This window comes from Acidovorax sp. NN32, from assembly GCF_057597245.1.
The window spans coordinates 449175-468117 of sequence record NZ_CP199679.1; the positions used below are offsets into that span (position 1 = coordinate 449175).

Genomic DNA, 18943 nt, shown 5'->3' on the forward strand with positions numbered 1-18943 from the left:
TGTTAGCGCTTTATAGATGAGCGCTAGAGGCCAATCTGACGCGTATTTCTCATGGTCAGCGCGCCCGCATCCCCATCACTGCCGCGCTGATGATCATCACCGTGGCCAGTGCGATGCTCCAGCTGAACGAGCGGCCACTCACCACGATCAGCAGCGCGGTGGACGCCAGCGGAGTGATGTAGCTCAGGATGCCGATGTGCCGTGCGTCTCCGAGCTTGAGGGCCTTGTCCCACATAAAAAACGACGCCCCCAGCGGCCCCAGGCCCAGCACTGCCAGCAGGGCCCAGTCGCGCGGCTGCAGCGCCACGGCGGGCTCCAACACCACATGGCACAACAGGGACAGCACGCCGGACACCAGTCCGAACAGGCCGATGGCCGTGGTCGGAAAAGCCGCCACGCGCTTGGTCATGAGCGAGTACGTGGCCCAGATGAATGCTGCGGCCAGCGCGGGCAGGTAACCCCAGGCCAGCGTGCCACTCAGCTCGCGTCCACCCGCAATCGCAATGGCTGCGCCCCCAAAACCCAGCAGCGCCGCCAGCACATGCGGCAGGCGCAGAGCCACACCGGGCAGCACCACAGGCGAGAGCACCACGATGAACAGCGGCCACAGGTAGTTCACCAGATTGGCCTCCACGGGCGGCGCGTGGCGCAGCGCAATGAACAGCAGGAAGTGGTACGCAAACAGGCCATACACACCGAGCGCTAGCGTGCGCAGTGGAATGCGCCACTGCGACGGGTCACGCAGCACAAACGGCCAGGCTGGCACGCTGCCGATGATGAGCGCAATGCCCGTGAGCAGGAACGGTGGAATGTGGGTGAGCGAGACACCCAGCGAGGCGAGGGAGGCCCACAGCGCGATGGCGCCCAGGGCGTACAGGTTGGCTTGCATAGCGCCGAGCTTACGCGCGCAGGACATTCGGAATCGTCGCGCAACGATGGTCCGTCGTCGCGTGGTGATCGTCTGCTGGACGCGGCAGCCTTTGTCAGTGATTCAGTGATCTTCAGCGCGCCGCAGTGCCGCCGTGAGGGCCGAGGGCGAGCGGTAGCCCGTGCGCCGCGCCACTTCGGCCACGGCCATGCCTGTGCCCCGCAGCAGCCGCGCCTGTGCCAGGCGCTGGCCGCGCAGCCAGGCCATGGCACCCATGCCCTGGTCTTCGCGGCACCTGGTAGCGAACTGGCTGGGGCTCAGATGCACCTGCGCCGCCAAGTCGGCAACGCTGAGTTCGCGGTGCCATTGCAGGGCTGCCCAGCGCTGCAGAGCAGGCCAATCGATAGTGCGTTGGCGCGTGGATCGGTGGAGGGATGTATGGGGCGCTGAGCCCGCCAGCCACGCTTCCAGCAGCAATGCCGGGCCGTGGGTCTGCGCCAGCGGGCGGCCTTGTTGCAATGCGCTGGCCAGGTAGTGCGCCAGGGGCAGCGCATCGGTGGGCAGTGCGGTAGTGAGCTGCGCGCTGGCGCACTGCGCCCAGCCGGGGTGGGCGCTGTCGAGCACCAGGCAGACGCTGCCGCGCGACGATTTGAAGTCGTGGCGATCCCCCGGCGCAATCACGCAGCCGCCACCGGGCGCCACGCGCACACCGTGCCCCGCGACTTCCAGGTCCAGTGCGCCGGAGAGACCCAGCAGTATCTGGAAGTGATCGTGGCTATGGCTGCCCGGCGATGCGCCGTAGCGCCGCAGCGAGAGCGATTCCGCTGCGCCCATGATCGTGCTCTGGGTTGCGCGTCCCGCCAGGCTTAAACGCCAGCGGCGTGCGCCTGCTGGTCCGCGTGGTAGCTGCTGCGCACCATGGCGCCAACCGCAGCGTGGCTGAAGCCCATCTTGTAGGCCTCTTCCTCGAACATCTTGAAGGTGTCGGGGTGCACGTAGCGGCGCACGGGCAGGTGGCTGTTGCTGGGCGACAGGTACTGGCCGATGGTCAGCATGTCGATGTTGTGTTCGCGCATGTCGCGCATCACCTGCAGGATCTCTTCGTCCGTCTCGCCCAAGCCAACCATGATGCCGCTCTTGGTGGGAACATTGGGGTGCAGGGCCTTGAACTTTTTCAGCAGGTTCAGGCTGAACTGGTAGTCGGAGCCTGGGCGCGCTTCCTTGTACAGCCGGGGTGCGGTTTCCAGGTTGTGGTTCATCACGTCGGGTGGCGCGGCTTTCAGGATTTCGAGCGCACGGTCGTCGCGGCCCCGGAAGTCGGGCACCAGGATCTCGATCTGCGTAGCGGGCGATAACTCGCGGATGTTCTGGATGCACTCCACAAAATGGCCGGAGCCGCCGTCGCGCAGATCGTCGCGATCCACGCTGGTGATCACCACGTACTTGAGCTTGAGCGCGGCGATGGTCTTGGCCAGGTTCAGGGGCTCGTCCTTGTCCAGCGGGTCGGGGCGGCCGTGGCCCACGTCGCAGAACGGGCAGCGGCGCGTGCACTTGTCGCCCATGATCATGAAGGTGGCCGTGCCCTTGCCGAAACACTCGCCGATGTTGGGGCAGGAGGCTTCTTCGCACACCGTGTGCAGCTTGTGCTCGCGCAGGATCTCCTTGATCTCGTAGAAGCGTGTGGTGGGGCTGCCCGCCTTCACGCGAATCCACTCGGGCTTCTTGAGCACTTCGCCTTGCTCGACCTTGATCGGAATGCGCGAGAGCTTGGCGGCCGCTTTTTGCTTGGCCAGCGGGTTGTAGGCTTCGGTGGATTGCGCTTCGCGGACGACTTCAGGGGTGCTCATGGCATGTAGGCAGGTTCAGGGCGCCAACCGGATGCTGAGCTGCTGGCCCAGCACCTGCGCGGCTTCTTCCCAGGTGGTGTGGACCCCGATTGTAGAAAGGTCCACCGTTTGCAAACCTGCGTAACCGCAAGGGTTGATGCGCGCAAAGGGCTCCAGGTCCATCGCCACATTGAGCGCCACGCCGTGGTAGGTGCTGTGTCGACTGACCTTGATACCCAGGGCGGCGATCTTGCCCAGGCCCTCGAAGTCCGGGATTGGCGCCGCCGTGCCGATGCGCTTTTGCGGACGCTGCTGCAGCAGGGCGTGGCTGTGTGGGTCGTCCAGCCGCACATAGATGCCAGGCGCGCCGCCCACGCGGTGGCCCGTGATGCCAAAGTGCGCCAGCGTGCGGATCACGGCTTCTTCCACGCGGTAGACGTACTCCTTGACGAAGTAACCTGCGCGCTGCAGGTCGATCAGTGGATAGGCCACCACCTGGCCGGGGCCGTGGAAAGTGACCTGCCCGCCACGGTTGGTGGCTACAACCGGAATGTTGCCCGGGTTCAGCACGTGATCACTTTTGCCTGCGAGCCCTTGTGTGTACAGCGGTGCGTGCTCGCACACCCAGAGCACGTCGGGTGTACCGGCCGAACGCGCGGTGGTGTAGTCCTGCATGGCCTGGACGGTGGTGGCGTAGTCCACGCGGCCCAGCATGCGAATGTCGATGGTCATGCGGCAAATATGCTGCAGCCCCGGGGCTACAGCACCACTTTCACCAGGGGGTGTGACGACAGTGCGCGGTACAGGTCGTCGAGCTGCTCCCGGCTGGTCGCGGTGATAGTGATGGTTACTCCGAGGTAATTGCCAGCGCGGCTGTCTCGCAGTTCAATGGTGCTGGCGTCAAAAGTGGGGTCGAACTGGCGGGCCAGTTCAGTGACAGCATGCACAAAGCCGTCCACCTTGGCGCCCATGACCTTGATGGGGAACCTGGAGGGGTATTCGATCAACGAGTCTTTGCGTGGATCGTTAGCCTGTGTGTCGAGGCCATTGGCAGGTGGTGGGCTGGAGGTTGTCATGGTGCGTACTGCTTCGGTTTCAATAGCTGGCGGGGCTTTGCTATTGTGCGCCAGCGGGGTTGTTGTGCTGCCGCTTGGGTGCAGACAGCCTGCCCCAGGCCAGTGCACGGCAGTGCGGGAAGGATCGGAAAGCCGTTGGCCTGTCACCACAACAGCGCATGCACGCGCACCGGTTTTGGGCCGGGCTTGCAGGTCTTTGTCGTGCGTCACGGGTTTTTACTTATAATTAGAGGCTTTGTGAAAGTTGCAGTCTGTAACGCGGGCGTCATTCAACAATGAAAACAATCCCGCCTGAGACTGAAATTGAGGCTGAAGAATCTGACTTCAAGCCCCTGACGGCCGAGGAGGCTGAGGTGTGGCGCAGTCGCAATCCTTCCATCTCTGTGTGGAAGGTGGTGGCGGGTCAGGCACTGGTCGGGATGTTGGTGGCCCTGATGGCCTGGGCTCTGACGGGCAGTGCATCGGTGGGCTGGTCTGCGGCTTATGGTGCGCTGGCTGTGGTGGCTCCGGCAGCGTTGTTTGCACGCGGTGTGTTGCGCCATTCGGCGTCTTCCAAGCCGCGTGCTGCCATGGTGGGATTCTTTGGTTGGGAGATTGCCAAGATCGTGCTGACGGTGGCGCTGCTTGCTGCGGCACCTCGGCTGGTGTCGGGCTTGAGCTGGATTGCCTTGCTGGTTGGCATGGTGGTCGCAATGAAAACGTACTGGGTGGCGCTTTTGGTGCGACCCGGTGTCCGAAAAACCGATTGATATAGAGAAGAGTTGTCCGATGGCCGCAGAAGCGCACGCTCCGACTGCAAGTGAATACATCGTTCACCACCTGCAGCATCTTCAAAACGTCAACCAGACCAAGATTGTTGATTTCACCGTCATCAACTACGACTCGATCATCGTCGGTCTGGTTCTGGGTGTGCTCACCCTTTTGATTCTGTGGTCAGCTGCCCGTAAGGCAACCTCCGGTGTGCCCGGTCGCTTCCAGGCGGCGGTGGAAATGCTGGTCGAGATGGTGGACAACCAGGCCAAGGCCAATATCCACAACGCCGAGAGCCGCAAGTTCATTGCTCCTCTGGGTCTCACGGTGTTTGTCTGGATCTTCCTGATGAACTTCATGGACATGTTGCCGGTGGACCTGCTGCCCGCCATCTGGGCCAAGATCTATGGCGCTGCTGGTCATGATCCCCACCACGCCTATCTGCGTGTCGTGCCTACGGCCGACCTGTCCACCACCCTGGGGCTGGCATTTGCCATTCTGATCCTGCGCTTCTGGTACAGCGTCAAGATCAAGGGCGCTGGCGGCTGGGCGCATGAACTCGTGTCGGCTCCGTTCGGCACCAGCAAGAACCCCATCTTCGCCCTGATTCTGGGCGTCGTGAATCTGCTGATGCAGATCATTGAATATGTCGCCAACACCGTATCGCATGGCATGCGGTTGTTCGGCAACATGTACGCCGGTGAACTGGTGTTCATGCTGATCGCCCTGATGGGTGGTGCGGCTGCACTGTCGCTGTCGGGTGTGCTGCTGCCTGTGGGCCACGTCATCGCTGGCACCATCTGGACGCTGTTCCACATTCTGGTGATCTCTCTGCAAGCCTTCATCTTCATGATGCTTGCACTGATCTACCTCGGTCAGGCGCACAACGCGCACTAACGGTTCCCTTTCGTTTCCCTTTTCTTTTTCAACCTTTCTTTTTTTAACTCAGGAGTCATCATGGAAAACATTCTCGGTCTCGTCGCTCTGGCTTGTGGTCTGATCGTTGGTCTGGGCGCTATCGGCGCTTCCATCGGTATCGCACTGATGGGCGGCAAGTTCCTCGAATCGTCGGCACGTCAGCCTGAACTGATCAACGAACTGCAAACCAAGATGTTCATCTTGGCTGGTCTGATCGACGCCGCCTTCCTGATCGGCGTGGCTATCGCTCTGCTGTTCGCTTTCGCCAACCCCTTCGCTTCGACGTTCTTGGCCAACCTGCCCAAGTAAGTCCCGTTCAACGCCACTCTAGAAAGGTGTTGCCGTGAGTATCAATGCGACCCTGTTCATTCAGGCCATCGTCTTCTTGATCCTGGTGTGGTTCACGATGAAATTCGTGTGGCCCCCGATCGCGAAGGCGTTGGATGAACGAGCCCAGAAAATCGCCGAAGGCCTCGCTGCTGCCGACCGTGCCAAGTCCGAACTGACCGCTGCCAACCAGCGCGTCGAAAAGGAGCTGTCACAGGCGCGCAACGAAACGGCCTCGCGTCTTGCGGACGCCGACCGACGTGCCCAGGCCATCATCGAAGAAGCCAAGGCACGCGCCACGGAAGAAGGCAACAAGATTGTTGCCTCCGCCCGTGCCGAAGCCGAGCAGCAAACGGTGCAAGCCCGCGAAGCCCTGCGTGAGCAGGTGGCAGCGCTGGCCGTCAAGGGTGCTGAGCAGATTCTCCGTAAGGAAGTCAATGCCGGCGTTCACGCCGACCTGCTCAACCGCCTGAAGACCGAGCTGTAAGGGGACACACATGGCTGAACTCGCCACCATTGCCCGCCCTTACGCCGATGCCCTGTTCAAGGCCGCTACTGCGGGTGCGGGCATGGACCTGGCCAGCACCGCTGACTGGGTCGATGAACTGGCGGCCATTGCCGCCAACCCCCAGTTGCGTCAGCTGGCGGACAACCCCAAGGTGACGGCAGACCAGGTGTTTGCCGTCTTCACGGGTGTTGCGCGTTCGGCGCTGTCCGATACGGCCAAGAATTTCCTGCGCACAGTCATCGACAACGGACGCATCAACGCGCTCCCGGAAGTGGCTTCGCAGTTTCGTACCCTCGTGAATCGCCGCAACGGCTCTTCGGATGCCGTGGTGTACAGCGCTTTTCCGATGGACAGTGCCGCACTGTCCGAGGTCAGCGCAGCGCTGGAAAAGCGCTTCGGCCGCAAGCTCAATCTCGCTGTTCAGCAGGACGAGTCCCTGATCGGCGGCATTCGCGTAGTGGTGGGTGACGAGGTGCTGGACACTTCGGTCAAGGCCCGTCTTGAACAAATGAAAGCGGCCCTCACCGCGTAACGCGCGGCGAGGACAGCGAACCAAAGAAAGAAGGAAAGAGTCATGCAACTCAATCCCGCAGAAATTTCTGAACTCATCAAGAGCCGCATCGAAGGTCTGGCTGCCAGCAGCGATATCCGCAATCAGGGCACCGTGGTGTCTGTGTCGGACGGTATCGTTCGCGTTCACGGCCTGTCGGACGTGATGCAAGGCGAAATGCTGGAGTTCCCCGCCACCAAGGACGGCCAGCCTTCCTACGGCCTGGCGTTGAACCTTGAGCGCGACTCCGTCGGCGCCGTGATTCTGGGTGAGTACGAGCACATCTCCGAAGGCGACACCGTCAAGTGCACGGGCCGTATTCTGGAAGTACCCGTCGGTCCTGAGCTGATCGGCCGCGTGGTGAACGCCCTGGGCCAGCCTATTGATGGCAAGGGTCCTATCAACGCCAAGCTCACCGACGTGATCGAAAAGGTCGCTCCGGGCGTGATCGCCCGTAAATCGGTGGACCAGCCTCTGCAAACCGGCCTGAAGTCCATCGACTCCATGGTGCCTGTGGGCCGTGGCCAGCGCGAGCTGATCATTGGTGACCGCCAGACCGGCAAGACGGCAGTGGCCATCGACGCCATCATCGCCCAGAAGGGCCAAGGCGTGACCTGTATTTACGTTGCCATCGGTCAGAAGGCTTCGTCGATCAAGAACGTGGTGCGCGCACTGGAACAAGCCGGTGCCATGGAATACACGATTGTTGTGGCCGCATCGGCCTCCGAATCGGCCGCCATGCAGTACGTGTCGGCCTACTCCGGCTGCACCATGGGCGAATACTTCCGCGACCGTGGCGAAGACGCCCTGATCGTGTATGACGACCTGTCCAAGCAAGCTGTTGCGTACCGCCAAGTGTCGCTGCTGCTGCGTCGCCCACCAGGCCGCGAAGCCTACCCTGGCGACGTGTTCTATCTCCACAGCCGTCTGCTCGAACGTGCAGCCCGCGTGAATGCCGACTACGTCGAAGCCTTCACCAAGGGTGAAGTCAAGGGCAAGACCGGTTCGCTGACCGCACTGCCGATCATCGAAACGCAAGCTGGCGACGTGTCCGCTTTCGTGCCTACCAACGTGATCTCGATCACTGACGGCCAGATCTTCCTGGAAACCTCGCTGTTCAACGCCGGTATCCGCCCCGCCATCAACGCCGGTATCTCGGTGTCGCGCGTCGGTGGTGCTGCCCAGACGAAGCTGGTTAAGAACCTGTCCGGTGGTATCCGTACCGACCTGGCCCAGTACCGTGAACTGGCTGCGTTCGCGCAGTTCGCTTCCGACCTCGATGAAGCCACCCGCAAGCAGCTCGACCGCGGTGCCCGCGTGACTGAATTGCTCAAGCAGGCGCAGTACAGCCCGCTGTCCATCTCGCTGATGGCTTCCACGCTGTTTGCTGTGAACAAGGGCTTCATGGACGACATCGACGTCAAGAAGGTTCTCGACTTCGAACACGGCCTTCACCAGTTCCTGAAGACCAGCCACGCCGCTCTGCTGGCCAAGCTGGAACAGGCCAAGGCCATGGACAAGGACGCAGAAGCCGAATTGACCGCAGCCATCGCCGCGTTCAAGAAGTCGTTCGCTTAAACCGGACGAGGAGCCATCATGGCAGCAGGCAAGGAAATACGCGGCAAGATCAAGTCGGTGGAGAACACCAAAAAGATCACCAAAGCCATGGAAATGGTGGCTGCATCCAAAATGCGCAAGGCGCAAGAGCGGATGCGGGCTGCCCGCCCTTACAGCGAGAAGATCCGCAACATTGCAGCCAATCTTGGCCAGGCCAACCCTGAATACGTGCATCCGTTCATGAAAGTGAACGATGCCAAGACGGCTGGCGTGATCGTGGTGACGACCGACAAGGGCCTGTGCGGTGGCATGAACACCAACGTGCTGCGCGTCGTGACGTCCAAGCTGCGTGAGCTGCAGGGCGCTGGCGTGTCCACCGAGGCGGTTGCCATTGGCAACAAGGGCCTGGGTTTCCTGAACCGTGTCGGTGCCAAGGTGGTTTCGCACGTGACGGGCCTGGGCGACACGCCCCATCTGGACAAGCTGATCGGACCGGTCAAGGTGCTGCTCGATGCGTATGCTGAAGGCAAGATCAACGCGGTGTACCTCTCGTACACCAAGTTCATCAACACCATGAAGCAGGAATCGGTGGTGGAGCAGTTGCTCCCCCTGTCGTCCGCGCAGATGCAGGCCGACAAGACCGAACATGGCTGGGACTACATCTACGAGCCCGATGCACAGACCGTGATCGACGATCTGCTGGTCCGCTATGTCGAGTCCCTGATCTACCAGGCCGTTGCGGAAAACATGGCGTCCGAGCAGTCGGCACGCATGGTGGCCATGAAGGCCGCCACCGACAACGCCGGCAGCGTCATTGGCGAGTTGAAGCTGGTCTACAACAAGACGCGCCAGGCAGCGATCACGAAAGAACTTTCGGAAATCGTGGCTGGCGCCGCTGCTGTGTAAGCAGCTCAACCAACATCTTTATTGGAGCGAAAAATGGCTCAAGTGCAAGGCAAGATTGTTCAATGTATCGGCGCTGTGGTGGACGTTGAGTTCCCGCGCGACCAGATGCCCAAGATTTACGACGCTCTGAAGCTCGACGGTTCGACCCTGACGCTGGAAGTGCAGCAGCAGCTGGGCGACGGCGTGGTGCGTACCATTGCGCTGGGTTCGTCCGACGGCCTGCGCCGCGGCATCATGGTGACCAACACCGGCAACTCCATCACCGTGCCCGTGGGCAAGGCGACGCTGGGCCGCATCATGGACGTGTTGGGTGCTCCCATCGACGAACGTGGTCCCGTGAGCCAGGAACTGACGGCCTCCATCCACCGCAAGGCCCCTGCGTACGACGAACTGTCGCCTTCGCAAGAGCTGCTGGAAACTGGTATCAAGGTGATCGACCTGGTGTGCCCGTTCGCCAAGGGCGGCAAGGTGGGCCTGTTCGGTGGCGCCGGCGTGGGCAAGACCGTGAACATGATGGAACTCATCAACAACATCGCCAAGGCCCACAGCGGTCTGTCGGTGTTCGCTGGTGTGGGCGAGCGTACCCGCGAAGGGAACGACTTCTACCATGAAATGGCCGATTCCGGCGTGGTCAACCTGGAGAAGCTCGAAGAGTCCAAGGTTGCCATGGTGTACGGCCAGATGAACGAGCCCCCAGGCAACCGTCTGCGCGTTGCGCTGACCGGCCTGACCATCGCCGAGTCGTTCCGCGACGAAGGCCGTGACGTGCTGTTCTTCGTGGACAACATCTACCGCTACACGCTGGCCGGTACCGAAGTGTCCGCTCTGCTGGGCCGCATGCCTTCCGCCGTGGGCTACCAACCTACGCTGGCCGAAGAAATGGGCCGTCTGCAAGAGCGTATTACGTCGACCAAGGTCGGCTCGATCACCTCCATCCAGGCCGTGTACGTGCCTGCCGATGACTTGACCGACCCATCGCCTGCCACGACGTTCGCCCACTTGGACTCCACCGTGGTGCTTTCGCGTGACATCGCCTCGCTGGGTATCTACCCTGCTGTGGATCCTCTGGACTCCACCAGCCGCCAGCTGGACCCGAACGTCGTGGGCGAAGACCACTACGCTACGGCCCGTGCGGTGCAAGGCACGCTGCAGCGCTACAAGGAACTGCGCGACATCATCGCCATTCTGGGCATGGACGAACTGGCACCTGAAGACAAGCTGGCCGTGGCCCGCGCTCGCAAGATCCAGCGTTTCCTGTCGCAGCCTTTCCACGTGGCCGAAGTGTTCACGGGCTCGCCAGGCAAGTACGTTCCACTGTCGGAAACCATCCGTGGTTTCAAGATGATCGTGAACGGCGAATGCGATCACCTGCCAGAACAGGCGTTCTACATGGTGGGCACCATTGACGAAGCCTTCGAAAAGGCCAAGAAGGTGGCCTGATTGCCCGGCGGCTGAGCAGCCTACCGCCGCTCGGCCTTCAGCAATCAAGCAACCCACCTTTTCCTAGGAGCAATGATGAACACCATCCACGTTGATGTGGTCAGTGCCGAAGAGTCCATCTTCTCCGGTGAAGCGCGTTTCGTGGCGCTGCCGGGCGAAGCTGGCGAGTTGGGCATCTATCCCCGCCACACCCCGCTGATCACCCGTATCAAGCCGGGCTCGGTGCGCATCGAAATGGCTGACGGTTCCGAAGAGTTTGTCTTCGTGGCCGGTGGCATTCTGGAAGTGCAGCCCAATTGCGTGACTGTGTTGTCCGATACCGCCATCCGTGGCAAGGACCTGGACGACGAGAAGGCCAACGCCGCCAAGGCCTCCGCCGAGGAAGCGCTCAAGAATGCCAAGAGCGAAATCGACCTGGCCAAGGCCCAGTCCGAACTGGCCGTGATGGCGGCGCAGATTGCTGCGCTTCGCAAGTTCCGCCAGAAGAAGTGATTCAGATCTTGGTGGATCTGCCCCAAAACCCGGCTTGGCCGGGTTTTTTTATGCCCGCCTGCTGCAAAACAGCAAGCGGTCATGGAAGTCTGCACTAAGGCAAGGCGGGGGACGTTTCCAGCAGGTGAAGTTGCAGCCCTTCACACGCCACGGAAAGCACATCGCCGCTGTCCGCCTGGAGCAAATGCCGGCTGCTCAGAAAGGCACGCGCTATAGATAGTGAGCGCACGCTCAGCGACAGCGATTCAATCAGCAAGTGGTCTCCTGGAACCAGCTCCAGACAGACATCCGGCATGACTGCAATGGGATGGCCAGGCTGCGAGCCTGTGAGTGCCCACCAACGGTGCTGGTGTGTTTGCACATCCGGGGTGCCCATGCGCAGGGCATGCAGTCCGGTGATTCCCAGGGGGCCGCCCCCGCTGTCCTGCAGGGCCTGCCGATGCTGCGCGCGGCGTTCTACCGGCGTTGCGGTTTCGGGCCAGGGGTAGAGGGCCGCACGCCGATCCCACTCGCAAAAGAACACACAACAGCTTGGAGCGGAAAGCTCAAGCAGCACGGAATTGGTGAAATTGGTGAAGCTTTCGCCCCGGCTGTTCTCGGACTGGAAGGCGCGGGGAGGCTTGCAAGTGATGCCTGCCTCCATCGCGTACTCCAGACTTTCGGCCAAGGGCGAAGCAGGCTCCAGAGCAAAACCGTGGATCAAGGGCGGTTGCGCATGGTCGGGAAGATCGCCGTTGGCGGTCGCTGCCCACAATTCGAGGTCAGTGTTGCCCAGATGGACCCAGCCATACGTGGCGAAATCAGTGCGTTGCAAGGGCCAGGCCACGGGCAACCCGAAGGTCTCGCTGAAGAGCTGAAACAAAGGCTCGGCTGCGTGAAGGCGCAGCATGACATGGTCGATGGAGCGGTAGCTGGAAGCCATTGAGGTGTTCTGGGCCGGTGACTGTGCCATTGTCAATCTCTTCACGATTGGCAGGGCAGAAAAAAGCCGAGGCCCCTCACGGGGCCTCGGCTTTTTGCTTTCAGCATCGGGCTGCAGCCGTGACAACGACCGCAGTACCTCCCGCGCGAATTACATGGCGCTGAATTCGCCCGAAGGGATCTTGCCAGTGCGCAGGGCTTCAGCAGCCTGGGCGCGCACAGCAGCGCGGTCAGCCGTGGACGTGTAGGTCACCACACGCGAACCAGCAGGCTCGATGCTGCGGGTCTGGGCCACAGTGGCGGCTTCAGCGGCCACTTCGGCACGGGTGCGGTTCGTGTCGAACTTCAGGGCAAATTGCGAACCATCGGCTTCGTCAGCGTGGGCGCCGAAAGCAGTGAAAGCGGCAACAGCGGCGATAGAGAGGAAACGGACAGACTTGTTCATGGTGAAACTCCAGTGAAATTCAAAAAATAGGGACGAGGTACTTGGCAATACGAAAACGTGTGAACCGTGGATTCAACAAGAATCAACCACGTTCACCCGAAGGGATCTGGCCAGCTCGCAGGGCTTCTGCAGCCTGGGCACGCACGGCAGCGCGGTCAGCCGTGGACGTGTAGGTCAACACACGCGAGCCTGCCGGCTCGATGGAGCGGGTCTGGGCAACGCTGGCGGCTTCTGCCTGCACTTCAGCGCGGGTGCGGTTGGTTTCAAATTTGGTAGCGAATTGCGAAGCATCGGCTTCGTCAGCCTGTGCGCCGAAAGATGCGAAAGCGGCAACGGCAGCGATGGAGAGGAAGCGGGCGGTGTTGTTCATGATGAAAATCCTTGGAAGTTAAAAAGCGTCTCAAAAAAGCCGGGTCAAAAAACCATTCCTGAACCGGGTTCGGTGAGTCGCCTTGCGGGTTCGGCTCATCGATGGGTTGAACTGTACGCGGGCGAAGTCCAAAGAAAAACCACCGAGTCGCAAACTAACTGTTCCAGTATTGGAAACAATAGGCTGGGAACTTCGGTCGCGGATTTCGTAATGAGCGAGAAGATCGCCTTGAAACAAGGTGATCTAGAGGAAAACCCTGCGGCTCATTTGGAACAGTGAGAATGCCCTGAAAGACATGCACGGTGCAGGAAGCGCCAGCCACTCCCCCAACAAACCGCGCTTCTGCTGGGCCCGCAAATCGCTTGGGCGGGCCGTCAAAAGCCCGCAGCGTCAACCCACTTTCTGGAGGCAACTCCGTGCGATCAGCCTCCCGCCGTGGAGGCTGCGCGAGCGATGTCTAGCGCAGCACCGGTGCGTCCGGCAATTCGTTGTGCCCGGGCGTATCGGGCAGGCGTGGAAAGTGCCGGGCAAGGCGCAAGGACACGGCGTCGACGGCCTGTGCGAGACCCTCTTCGTACTGCTCCTGGCGAAAGCGGGGAGCCATCAGCGCAATCACATCGCGCCATTCGTCCGCTGCCACATGCCGGGCAAGGCCCCGGTCGGCCACGATCTCTATCGCGTGTTCGGGCAGCAGCAGGTAGATCAAGACGCCGTTGTTGTGCTCGGTGTCCCACACGCGGTATTTGCTGAACAGCATGAGGGCGCGTTCGCGCGCGCTGGCGTTGCGGCGCAGGTAGCTCCAGGGCAGGCTGGCTTCGGCGACGATGCGGATCTGGCCCGTGTGCTGCTGCTCGCTGGCAGCCACCCGCGCGGCCAGGCGCTCCAGGGTGTCGCCGGGTAGCGCACGGCGTGCCTGGGGTTCGCCCCAGCGATGGCAGGCCAGGCGCCAGAGGGCGGCCGGTAAGGTCGCTATGGAGGTGGTGGTGGTTGATCCTGGACCCATGTTCACCAGTCCCCCGAGGCGCCGCCGCCTCCAAAATCGCCTCCGCCACCCGAGCTGAACCCGCCACTGTCGCTGCTGCTGCCACCGCCGCTCCAGCCTCCGCCGCCGACACCCGCGCCCCAGCCACCGACCGCCGCACCGCCTCGACCACGCCGTCGGCTGCTGCCACCGCCAGTGCCGCCGAAGATCCAGGTGTAAAGCAGTGCGAGGAGGCCGGCGCCGCCCGCCACGATCAGGCTGGAGGTGACCACAAAGGCCAACAAGCCCACACCGCCGCCCATGAGCAGGCCCCCGAGGCGGCTGCCAAAAATGCTGCGCATCACCGGTCCCGCCACCATCACGCCGAAAAACAAAAAGATGGCGAGGTCCGTCCAGTCGAATCCGTCGCGGCTGGTGTCGGGGCTGTGGACTGCGGTGCCGCTGTTGCTCGCGGGTGCTGGCAACGCCTCACCGGCTATGCGTGCGGAGAGCTGGGTGACTGCGTCGCGCAGCCCGCCTGCATAGTCGCTTTGCTGGAACCGGGGCTTCATGGCGCCGTCGATGATGCGCGCTGCTGCAATGTCGGGGACGGCGCCTTCCAGGGCCTTGGCGACCTCGATGCGCATCTTGCGGTCGTTCTTGGCCACGATCACGAGCACGCCGTCACCCACGTCGCGGCGCCCGATCTTCCAGGTGTTGCCCACGCGGTTGGCGAACGATGCAATGTCTTCGGGAGCGGTGGTGGGCACCATCAGCACCACCACCTGCGCGCCCCGGGTCTGCTCCAGCGTTTGCAGCTGCGTCTCCAACGCGGCCTTGTCGGAGGCGCTCAGGGTGCCGGTCTGGTCGATGACGGGGCCGGTGAGCACGGGCACGGGCAACAGACCGCCGTCAGCATGCGCCCATGGGACTGCAGATGCTATTAATAATATAGCTATCAGCGCTTTATAGATAAGCGCTAGGAGCATATTTCGCTCAAACTCTCAGCGGTGAGGAGTGCCGTGTTCAAGGCTTGGGCTTGGACGCGGAGAAATCCACGGTGGGCGGCGCGGAGATCTGGGCTTCGTTGGCCACGGTGAAGCTGGGCTTGGGCGCATAGCTGAACGCCATGGCCGTCAGGTTGGTGGGAAAGCTGCGCGCGAGCACGTTGTATTCCTGCACCGTCTGGATGTAGCGGTTGCGCGCCACGGTGATGCGGTTCTCGGTGCCTTCCAGCGTCACGCGCAGGTCGCGAAAGCCCTGGTTGGCCTGCAGCGTGGGATAGCGCTCGGACACCACCATCAGCCGCGACAGCGCGCCCGACAACTCGCCCTGTGCCTGCTGGAACTTGTTGAACGCCTCGGGGTTGTTCAGGGTCTCGGGCGTGACCTGGATCGAGGTGGCCTTGGCGCGCGCCTCGACCACGCGGGTCAGGGTTTCCTGCTCGAAGTTGGCCTCGCCCTTGACGGTGGCGACGATGTTGGGCACAAGGTCTGCGCGGCGCTGGTACTGGTTGAGGACCTCGCTCCACGCGGCCTTGGACTGTTCGTCCAGCCGCTGGAAGTCGTTGTAGCCGCAGCCGGTCAATGCGCTGAGCGCCAGCAGGGCGGTCAGCAGGGCAAAAATGCGTTGGATCATGGTGGCTTCGCCAGGTGGAGTTCAGGGACAGTTTGGGGCACAGAGACAAGATGCCAAGGTGCCATCAACCGGCAGCTTGGCTGATTCTGCAACAAGTGCCGTACCTGGTGCCACTTTCCGGGCGGGCCACAAGGCTTTGGGAGATGGCCGCACAATAGCAACCCGCACATGGCGGGCCGCGTGGCCGCCGCGCCACCTTCCATCCCAGACGCCTCACCAACCACCATGCCCCGTTCTCGCGCCAGCGCCGCCACCCTCGGAGGTTCCTCGGACGAAACCGAAGCCGCGTTCTATGAGGCTTTGCAGCGGGGCGACATCGAGCTTTTGATGTCCTGCTGGGCAGAAGACGACGACATCATCTGCGTGCATCCCGGCGGGCCCCGGCTGCTGGGTGCTGGGGCGATTCGCACGGCGTTCGAGGCGATGTTTTCGCATGGCACGGTGCGGGCGCGGCCGTTGCAGGTGCACCGTGTGGTGGCGCTGACAAGCGCTGTGCACAGCGTGGTCGAGCAGGTCGAGGTGATGCTGCCCGACGGCCTGCACCAGGCCGTGGTGCTGGCCACCAATGTCTATCACAAGACCCCGGAAGGCTGGCGCCTGGTGGCCCACCACGCGAGCCCCGGCGTCGCGCCCGATGCGCAGGTGGTGGACGCCCAGCGGCCCGTGCTGCACTGAGTGGTGGGGCCTTGAATCCAAGCCTTTTTAGGGTCTGGCGCTTGATAGAAAAGCGCAAATAGCTATGAAATATGTAGCACCTCGATGGTTGCCCGGTGGACAGCTCCAGACCATCTGGCCAGCCCTGTATTCGCGCCGCGTGTTCGGCCCCCGCCCCGTGTACCGCCGAGAGCGCTGGGACACGCCGGACGGTGACTTTGTAGACGTGGATTTTCTGCTGGAGGAGGGGGCCACGGCGCCTGCGGCACTCCGGCCGCTGTTGGTGGTCTTCCATGGCCTGGAAGGCTCGTCGCGCAGCCATTACTGTGAGGCCTTTGCCGACTGGGCGCGCGAGCGCGGTTGGGCCTGCGCCTTGCCCCATTTCCGGGGTTGCAGTGGCGAGATCAACCTTGCACCCCGCGCCTACCACTCGGGCGACCATGCCGAGATTGGCTGGATGCTGCAGCGCCTGCGCGCCTCGCACCAGGGCCCCTTGGTGGCCGTGGGGGTCTCGTTGGGCGGCAATGCGCTCTTGCGCTGGGCGGCCGAGGTGGGCCAAGACGCCGCGCGCAGCGCCGATGCCGTGGCGGCCGTGTGCTCGCCCGTCGATCTGGCCGCAGGGGGGCACGCCATCGGGCGTGGCTTCAACCGACAGGTCTACACACGCATGTTCATGCGCACCCTGGTGCCCAAGGCGCTGCGCAAACTCGCGCAGCACCCCGGGTTGTTCGATCGCCAGGCACTGATGGCGGCGCGCGACCTGTATGCGTTTGACAACGTGTTCACCGCGCCGCTGCATGGCTTTCGCAACACCGAGGACTACTGGCAGCGGGCGTCGGCCAAGCCGCTGCTGCACCACATCCGCGTTCCGGCCCTGGTGGTGAATGCGCGCAACGATCCGTTTGTCCCGGCCGCCAGCCTTCCGCTGCCGCACGAGGTGCGCAATGGGTTCGTCACGCTCTGGCAGCCTCCACACGGCGGCCACGTCGGGTTTGCCCATGGCCGTCTGCCGGGGCACGTGCGTGCCATGCCCGACGCGGTGGGCGGGTGGTTGGCGGAACACGCAGGGGCTGGGACGCGGGCGGGCGCACAATCGCCGCATGGATGACATCGTCAAACAGGCGCTGGCCAAGTGGCCCAACGTGCCCGACTGCTATGGCTGGCTGGGCCTGGACGCGCGTGGCCATTGGTACCTGCGCGATGATCAGGCCCAGGCAGCAGGGCCGTTTCCACGCAGCAAGGGGTCCTTGCTGCAGCATGAAAAGCTCATCGAATTCATCGCGCGCAATTACGAAGCCGATGGGCAGGGGCGATGGTTCTTTCAGAACGGGCCCCAGCGGGTGTATGTGGAGCTGGAGGCTACGCCCTGGATCTGGCGCATACAGTCCGATTTTTCGGTGGTGTCCCACACGGGCCGTGGCGCGGCGGCGCAGGACTGCCTGGTGGACGCGCAGGGCCATGTCTACCTGACGTCGGCGCTGGGCGTGGGCCTGGTGCATACGCTGGACGTGCCTCTGGTGGCCGAAGCCGTGGAAGCAGGGCGCTGGCTGCCGCAGGAAGTGCTGGCGGAAGAGTTGCCTGATCGCTACGGCTTTGTCATGAGCCCGCAGGGCCAGTGGGGTGCCCGCGAAACCCCTGGGTCACCGCGCATGGTGGATACAAAGCAATCCTGAAAAGCAAAAAAGCCGGTCCACTGAACCGGCTTTTTTTATGCCTGCATGCAATGCCCCAAGGGTGCACCGCACATGCCGCAAGGGGAAGGCTTACTTGGCGGCGGCAGCCATGAACTCGACCGCTGCGCGCAGGTCGGCGTCTGACGCCTGGGCTGCACCGCCACGGGGAGGCATTGCGCCCTTGCCCTTGGCCACGCTGTTGTACAGTGCATCGATGCCGGCAGGCAGGCGGGCCGACCAGGCGGCCTTGTCACCAAACTTGGGAGCACCGGCTACGCCTGCAGCATGGCACACCTGGCAGGCCTGCTTGTACAGGGCTTCGCCTGCGCCCGCGGCGGCGGCCGCTGCCACCGGCGCGGCAGCGGCTGGCGCGGCTTCTGTGGCGGGGGCTGCTGCTGCCACCGGCGTGGCGGGGACGGCGGGAGCGGCTTCTGCGGCTGCCGGAGCAGCACCAGCCGCTGCGGGTGCTGCAGGCTCGGCAAATTTGGCACCGGCAGCATTGGCCATGTAGGCCACGGCCCGTGCGATTTCGGTGTCGTTGAAGTCGCCGCCACCTTGCGGTGCCATCGCACCCTTGCCCTTCAGGGCGGATTGCACCAGCGTTTCAAAGCCGGTCGCGATGCGGGCCGTCCAGGCGCCAGCGTCGGCAAATTTGGGAGCACCAGCGGCGCCGGTTGCATGGCAGGCGGCGCACTGACCCTTGTACACCTCTTCGCCGGCCCGGAGAGGGCGGTTGGCGTCACGGATCTCGACCATGCCCACCTTCTGGATGCGCTCGGCAATGGCTTTCTCAGGATTGACGGCACCAGCGGCAGGCTTGTCTGCCGACGTGACGTACAGGACCAAGCCAATGATGGCAAAGATCGGAATCACAAACGAGAAAAGTACCGCGACCAGCAACTGCTTGGGGTTCTTGATCGGGCCGGTATGGGCTTCTTCGTGGTGGTTGTCGCTCATGACGTCCTCTGGTGTATCGGGGGCTTTGATGAAATCAACCTTAAATTATATCTGCGGGGCTGTTGCCTTCGGGTCAGGCCCGCGCGCGCCCTGTATCTCACCCCAC

Annotated in this window: 24 protein-coding genes; 12 read left to right on the forward strand and 12 right to left on the reverse strand. The window is 62.8% G+C overall.

What is annotated here, in order from left to right; translation table 11 throughout:
* Positions 1-55: 55 nt before the first annotated feature.
* The 5 genes from ACT89O_RS02125 to ACT89O_RS02145 all read right to left on the reverse strand — a co-directional run bounded on the left by ACT89O_RS02125 (position 56) and on the right by ACT89O_RS02145 (position 3770).
* Positions 56-889, reverse strand: coding sequence for a DMT family transporter (locus ACT89O_RS02125; RefSeq protein ID WP_055396222.1), 834 nt, complete (start codon positions 887-889; stop codon positions 56-58).
* 102 nt (positions 890-991) lie between these two features.
* A complete protein-coding gene (locus ACT89O_RS02130) occupies positions 992-1702 on the reverse strand; it encodes an AraC family transcriptional regulator (RefSeq protein ID WP_487261681.1) in 711 nt (236 codons plus the stop codon).
* Between the two features lie 32 nt (positions 1703-1734).
* Complete coding sequence (gene lipA, locus ACT89O_RS02135; protein ID WP_055396226.1) at positions 1735-2715, reverse strand: lipoyl synthase; 981 nt, start codon at positions 2713-2715, stop codon at positions 1735-1737.
* Positions 2716-2730: 15 nt separating this feature from the next.
* A complete protein-coding gene (gene lipB / locus ACT89O_RS02140) occupies positions 2731-3426 on the reverse strand; it encodes a lipoyl(octanoyl) transferase LipB (RefSeq protein WP_487261682.1) in 696 nt (231 codons plus the stop codon).
* A gap of 26 nt (positions 3427-3452) precedes the next feature.
* Positions 3453-3770, reverse strand: coding sequence for a YbeD family protein (locus ACT89O_RS02145; RefSeq protein ID WP_055396230.1), 318 nt, complete (start codon positions 3768-3770; stop codon positions 3453-3455).
* A gap of 275 nt (positions 3771-4045) precedes the next feature.
* Between ACT89O_RS02145 and ACT89O_RS02150 the strand changes: the two genes are divergently transcribed.
* From ACT89O_RS02150 to ACT89O_RS02190, 9 genes are all read left to right on the forward strand, one after another.
* Positions 4046-4519, forward strand: a complete 474-nt coding sequence (locus ACT89O_RS02150; RefSeq protein WP_487261683.1) for an ATP synthase subunit I — start codon at positions 4046-4048, stop codon at positions 4517-4519.
* A 19-nt stretch (positions 4520-4538) separates the two neighbouring features.
* Positions 4539-5417: a F0F1 ATP synthase subunit A gene (atpB, locus tag ACT89O_RS02155; RefSeq protein ID WP_121422014.1), complete on the forward strand. Its 879-nt coding sequence runs from the start codon at positions 4539-4541 to the stop codon at positions 5415-5417.
* Between the two features lie 60 nt (positions 5418-5477).
* Complete coding sequence (gene atpE, locus ACT89O_RS02160; protein ID WP_007847749.1) at positions 5478-5747, forward strand: F0F1 ATP synthase subunit C; 270 nt, start codon at positions 5478-5480, stop codon at positions 5745-5747.
* A 34-nt stretch (positions 5748-5781) separates the two neighbouring features.
* Positions 5782-6252, forward strand: a complete 471-nt coding sequence (locus tag ACT89O_RS02165) for a F0F1 ATP synthase subunit B (protein WP_007847746.1) — start codon at positions 5782-5784, stop codon at positions 6250-6252.
* Between the two features lie 10 nt (positions 6253-6262).
* Positions 6263-6805, forward strand: a complete 543-nt coding sequence (locus tag ACT89O_RS02170) for a F0F1 ATP synthase subunit delta (protein ID WP_055396238.1) — start codon at positions 6263-6265, stop codon at positions 6803-6805.
* A 42-nt stretch (positions 6806-6847) separates the two neighbouring features.
* On the forward strand, positions 6848-8401 hold the full coding sequence (gene atpA / locus ACT89O_RS02175) for a F0F1 ATP synthase subunit alpha (protein ID WP_055396240.1): 1554 nt from the start codon (positions 6848-6850) through the stop codon (positions 8399-8401).
* An 18-nt stretch (positions 8402-8419) separates the two neighbouring features.
* Positions 8420-9286, forward strand: coding sequence for a F0F1 ATP synthase subunit gamma (gene atpG / locus ACT89O_RS02180; RefSeq protein ID WP_055396242.1), 867 nt, complete (start codon positions 8420-8422; stop codon positions 9284-9286).
* Between the two features lie 33 nt (positions 9287-9319).
* The gene (gene atpD / locus ACT89O_RS02185) at positions 9320-10726 is read left to right on the forward strand and encodes a F0F1 ATP synthase subunit beta (RefSeq protein WP_055396243.1); all 1407 of its coding nucleotides are present in this window, start codon (positions 9320-9322) and stop codon (positions 10724-10726) included.
* A gap of 75 nt (positions 10727-10801) precedes the next feature.
* The gene (locus ACT89O_RS02190; protein ID WP_010467232.1) at positions 10802-11218 is read left to right on the forward strand and encodes a F0F1 ATP synthase subunit epsilon; all 417 of its coding nucleotides are present in this window, start codon (positions 10802-10804) and stop codon (positions 11216-11218) included.
* A gap of 94 nt (positions 11219-11312) precedes the next feature.
* Here ACT89O_RS02190 and ACT89O_RS02195 read toward each other — a convergent pair whose 3' ends face one another.
* From ACT89O_RS02195 to ACT89O_RS02220, 6 genes are all read right to left on the reverse strand, one after another.
* The gene (locus tag ACT89O_RS02195) at positions 11313-12140 is read right to left on the reverse strand and encodes a hypothetical protein (RefSeq protein ID WP_487261684.1); all 828 of its coding nucleotides are present in this window, start codon (positions 12138-12140) and stop codon (positions 11313-11315) included.
* A gap of 150 nt (positions 12141-12290) precedes the next feature.
* On the reverse strand, positions 12291-12584 hold the full coding sequence (locus ACT89O_RS02200) for a DUF4148 domain-containing protein (protein ID WP_121419969.1): 294 nt from the start codon (positions 12582-12584) through the stop codon (positions 12291-12293).
* An 82-nt stretch (positions 12585-12666) separates the two neighbouring features.
* Positions 12667-12954, reverse strand: coding sequence for a DUF4148 domain-containing protein (locus ACT89O_RS02205; RefSeq protein ID WP_121419970.1), 288 nt, complete (start codon positions 12952-12954; stop codon positions 12667-12669).
* Positions 12955-13411: 457 nt separating this feature from the next.
* On the reverse strand, positions 13412-13957 hold the full coding sequence (locus tag ACT89O_RS02210; protein WP_487261685.1) for a TPM domain-containing protein: 546 nt from the start codon (positions 13955-13957) through the stop codon (positions 13412-13414).
* Positions 13958-13959: 2 nt separating this feature from the next.
* Positions 13960-14904 carry a TPM domain-containing protein gene (locus tag ACT89O_RS02215; RefSeq protein ID WP_487261686.1) on the reverse strand — a complete coding sequence of 315 codons (945 nt, stop codon included), beginning with the start codon at positions 14902-14904 and terminating at the stop codon, positions 13960-13962.
* A gap of 37 nt (positions 14905-14941) precedes the next feature.
* On the reverse strand, positions 14942-15553 hold the full coding sequence (locus ACT89O_RS02220; RefSeq protein WP_370460100.1) for a LemA family protein: 612 nt from the start codon (positions 15551-15553) through the stop codon (positions 14942-14944).
* A 225-nt stretch (positions 15554-15778) separates the two neighbouring features.
* On the opposite strand from ACT89O_RS02220, the gene ACT89O_RS02225 reads away from it, so the two are divergent.
* The 3 genes from ACT89O_RS02225 (at position 15779) to ACT89O_RS02235 (ending at position 17880) form a co-directional block, all read left to right on the forward strand.
* Complete coding sequence (locus tag ACT89O_RS02225; RefSeq protein ID WP_055401297.1) at positions 15779-16228, forward strand: YybH family protein; 450 nt, start codon at positions 15779-15781, stop codon at positions 16226-16228.
* A gap of 64 nt (positions 16229-16292) precedes the next feature.
* The gene (locus tag ACT89O_RS02230; protein ID WP_487261687.1) at positions 16293-17315 is read left to right on the forward strand and encodes a YheT family hydrolase; all 1023 of its coding nucleotides are present in this window, start codon (positions 16293-16295) and stop codon (positions 17313-17315) included.
* Positions 17308-17880, forward strand: a complete 573-nt coding sequence (locus ACT89O_RS02235; RefSeq protein WP_487261688.1) for a DUF2946 family protein — start codon at positions 17308-17310, stop codon at positions 17878-17880. Before ACT89O_RS02230 ends, ACT89O_RS02235 begins: the two co-directional genes overlap by 8 nt.
* A gap of 90 nt (positions 17881-17970) precedes the next feature.
* Here the strand turns inward: ACT89O_RS02235 and ACT89O_RS02240 are convergent, their stop codons facing one another.
* The gene (locus ACT89O_RS02240; protein WP_487261689.1) at positions 17971-18837 is read right to left on the reverse strand and encodes a c-type cytochrome; all 867 of its coding nucleotides are present in this window, start codon (positions 18835-18837) and stop codon (positions 17971-17973) included.
* Positions 18838-18943 lie beyond the last annotated feature (106 nt).

Bases quoted from the DNA above. Each gene is read 5' to 3' on its own strand.
- ACT89O_RS02130 (WP_487261681.1), bottom strand. From the start codon at position 1,702: ATGGGCGCAGCGGAATCGCTCTCGCTGCGGCGCTACGGCGCATCGCCG.
- ACT89O_RS02210 (WP_487261685.1), bottom strand. From the start codon at position 13,957: ATGGGTCCAGGATCAACCACCACCACCTCCATAGCGACCTTACCGGCC.
- ACT89O_RS02225 (WP_055401297.1), top strand. From the start codon at position 15,779: ATGCCCCGTTCTCGCGCCAGCGCCGCCACCCTCGGAGGTTCCTCGGAC.
- lipA (WP_055396226.1), bottom strand. From the start codon at position 2,715: ATGAGCACCCCTGAAGTCGTCCGCGAAGCGCAATCCACCGAAGCCTAC.
- lipB (WP_487261682.1), bottom strand. From the start codon at position 3,426: ATGACCATCGACATTCGCATGCTGGGCCGCGTGGACTACGCCACCACC.
- ACT89O_RS02205 (WP_121419970.1), bottom strand. From the start codon at position 12,954: ATGAACAACACCGCCCGCTTCCTCTCCATCGCTGCCGTTGCCGCTTTC.
- ACT89O_RS02235 (WP_487261688.1), top strand. From the start codon at position 17,308: ATGGATGACATCGTCAAACAGGCGCTGGCCAAGTGGCCCAACGTGCCC.
- atpE (WP_007847749.1), top strand. From the start codon at position 5,478: ATGGAAAACATTCTCGGTCTCGTCGCTCTGGCTTGTGGTCTGATCGTT.
- atpG (WP_055396242.1), top strand. From the start codon at position 8,420: ATGGCAGCAGGCAAGGAAATACGCGGCAAGATCAAGTCGGTGGAGAAC.
- ACT89O_RS02125 (WP_055396222.1), bottom strand. From the start codon at position 889: ATGCAAGCCAACCTGTACGCCCTGGGCGCCATCGCGCTGTGGGCCTCC.
- ACT89O_RS02195 (WP_487261684.1), bottom strand. From the start codon at position 12,140: ATGGCTTCCAGCTACCGCTCCATCGACCATGTCATGCTGCGCCTTCAC.
- ACT89O_RS02230 (WP_487261687.1), top strand. From the start codon at position 16,293: ATGAAATATGTAGCACCTCGATGGTTGCCCGGTGGACAGCTCCAGACC.
- ACT89O_RS02220 (WP_370460100.1), bottom strand. From the start codon at position 15,553: ATGATCCAACGCATTTTTGCCCTGCTGACCGCCCTGCTGGCGCTCAGC.
- ACT89O_RS02190 (WP_010467232.1), top strand. From the start codon at position 10,802: ATGAACACCATCCACGTTGATGTGGTCAGTGCCGAAGAGTCCATCTTC.
- atpD (WP_055396243.1), top strand. From the start codon at position 9,320: ATGGCTCAAGTGCAAGGCAAGATTGTTCAATGTATCGGCGCTGTGGTG.
- atpB (WP_121422014.1), top strand. From the start codon at position 4,539: ATGGCCGCAGAAGCGCACGCTCCGACTGCAAGTGAATACATCGTTCAC.
- ACT89O_RS02215 (WP_487261686.1), bottom strand. From the start codon at position 14,904: ATGCTCCTAGCGCTTATCTATAAAGCGCTGATAGCTATATTATTAATA.
- ACT89O_RS02240 (WP_487261689.1), bottom strand. From the start codon at position 18,837: ATGAGCGACAACCACCACGAAGAAGCCCATACCGGCCCGATCAAGAAC.
- atpA (WP_055396240.1), top strand. From the start codon at position 6,848: ATGCAACTCAATCCCGCAGAAATTTCTGAACTCATCAAGAGCCGCATC.
- ACT89O_RS02200 (WP_121419969.1), bottom strand. From the start codon at position 12,584: ATGAACAAGTCTGTCCGTTTCCTCTCTATCGCCGCTGTTGCCGCTTTC.
- ACT89O_RS02150 (WP_487261683.1), top strand. From the start codon at position 4,046: ATGAAAACAATCCCGCCTGAGACTGAAATTGAGGCTGAAGAATCTGAC.
- ACT89O_RS02170 (WP_055396238.1), top strand. From the start codon at position 6,263: ATGGCTGAACTCGCCACCATTGCCCGCCCTTACGCCGATGCCCTGTTC.
- ACT89O_RS02145 (WP_055396230.1), bottom strand. From the start codon at position 3,770: ATGACAACCTCCAGCCCACCACCTGCCAATGGCCTCGACACACAGGCT.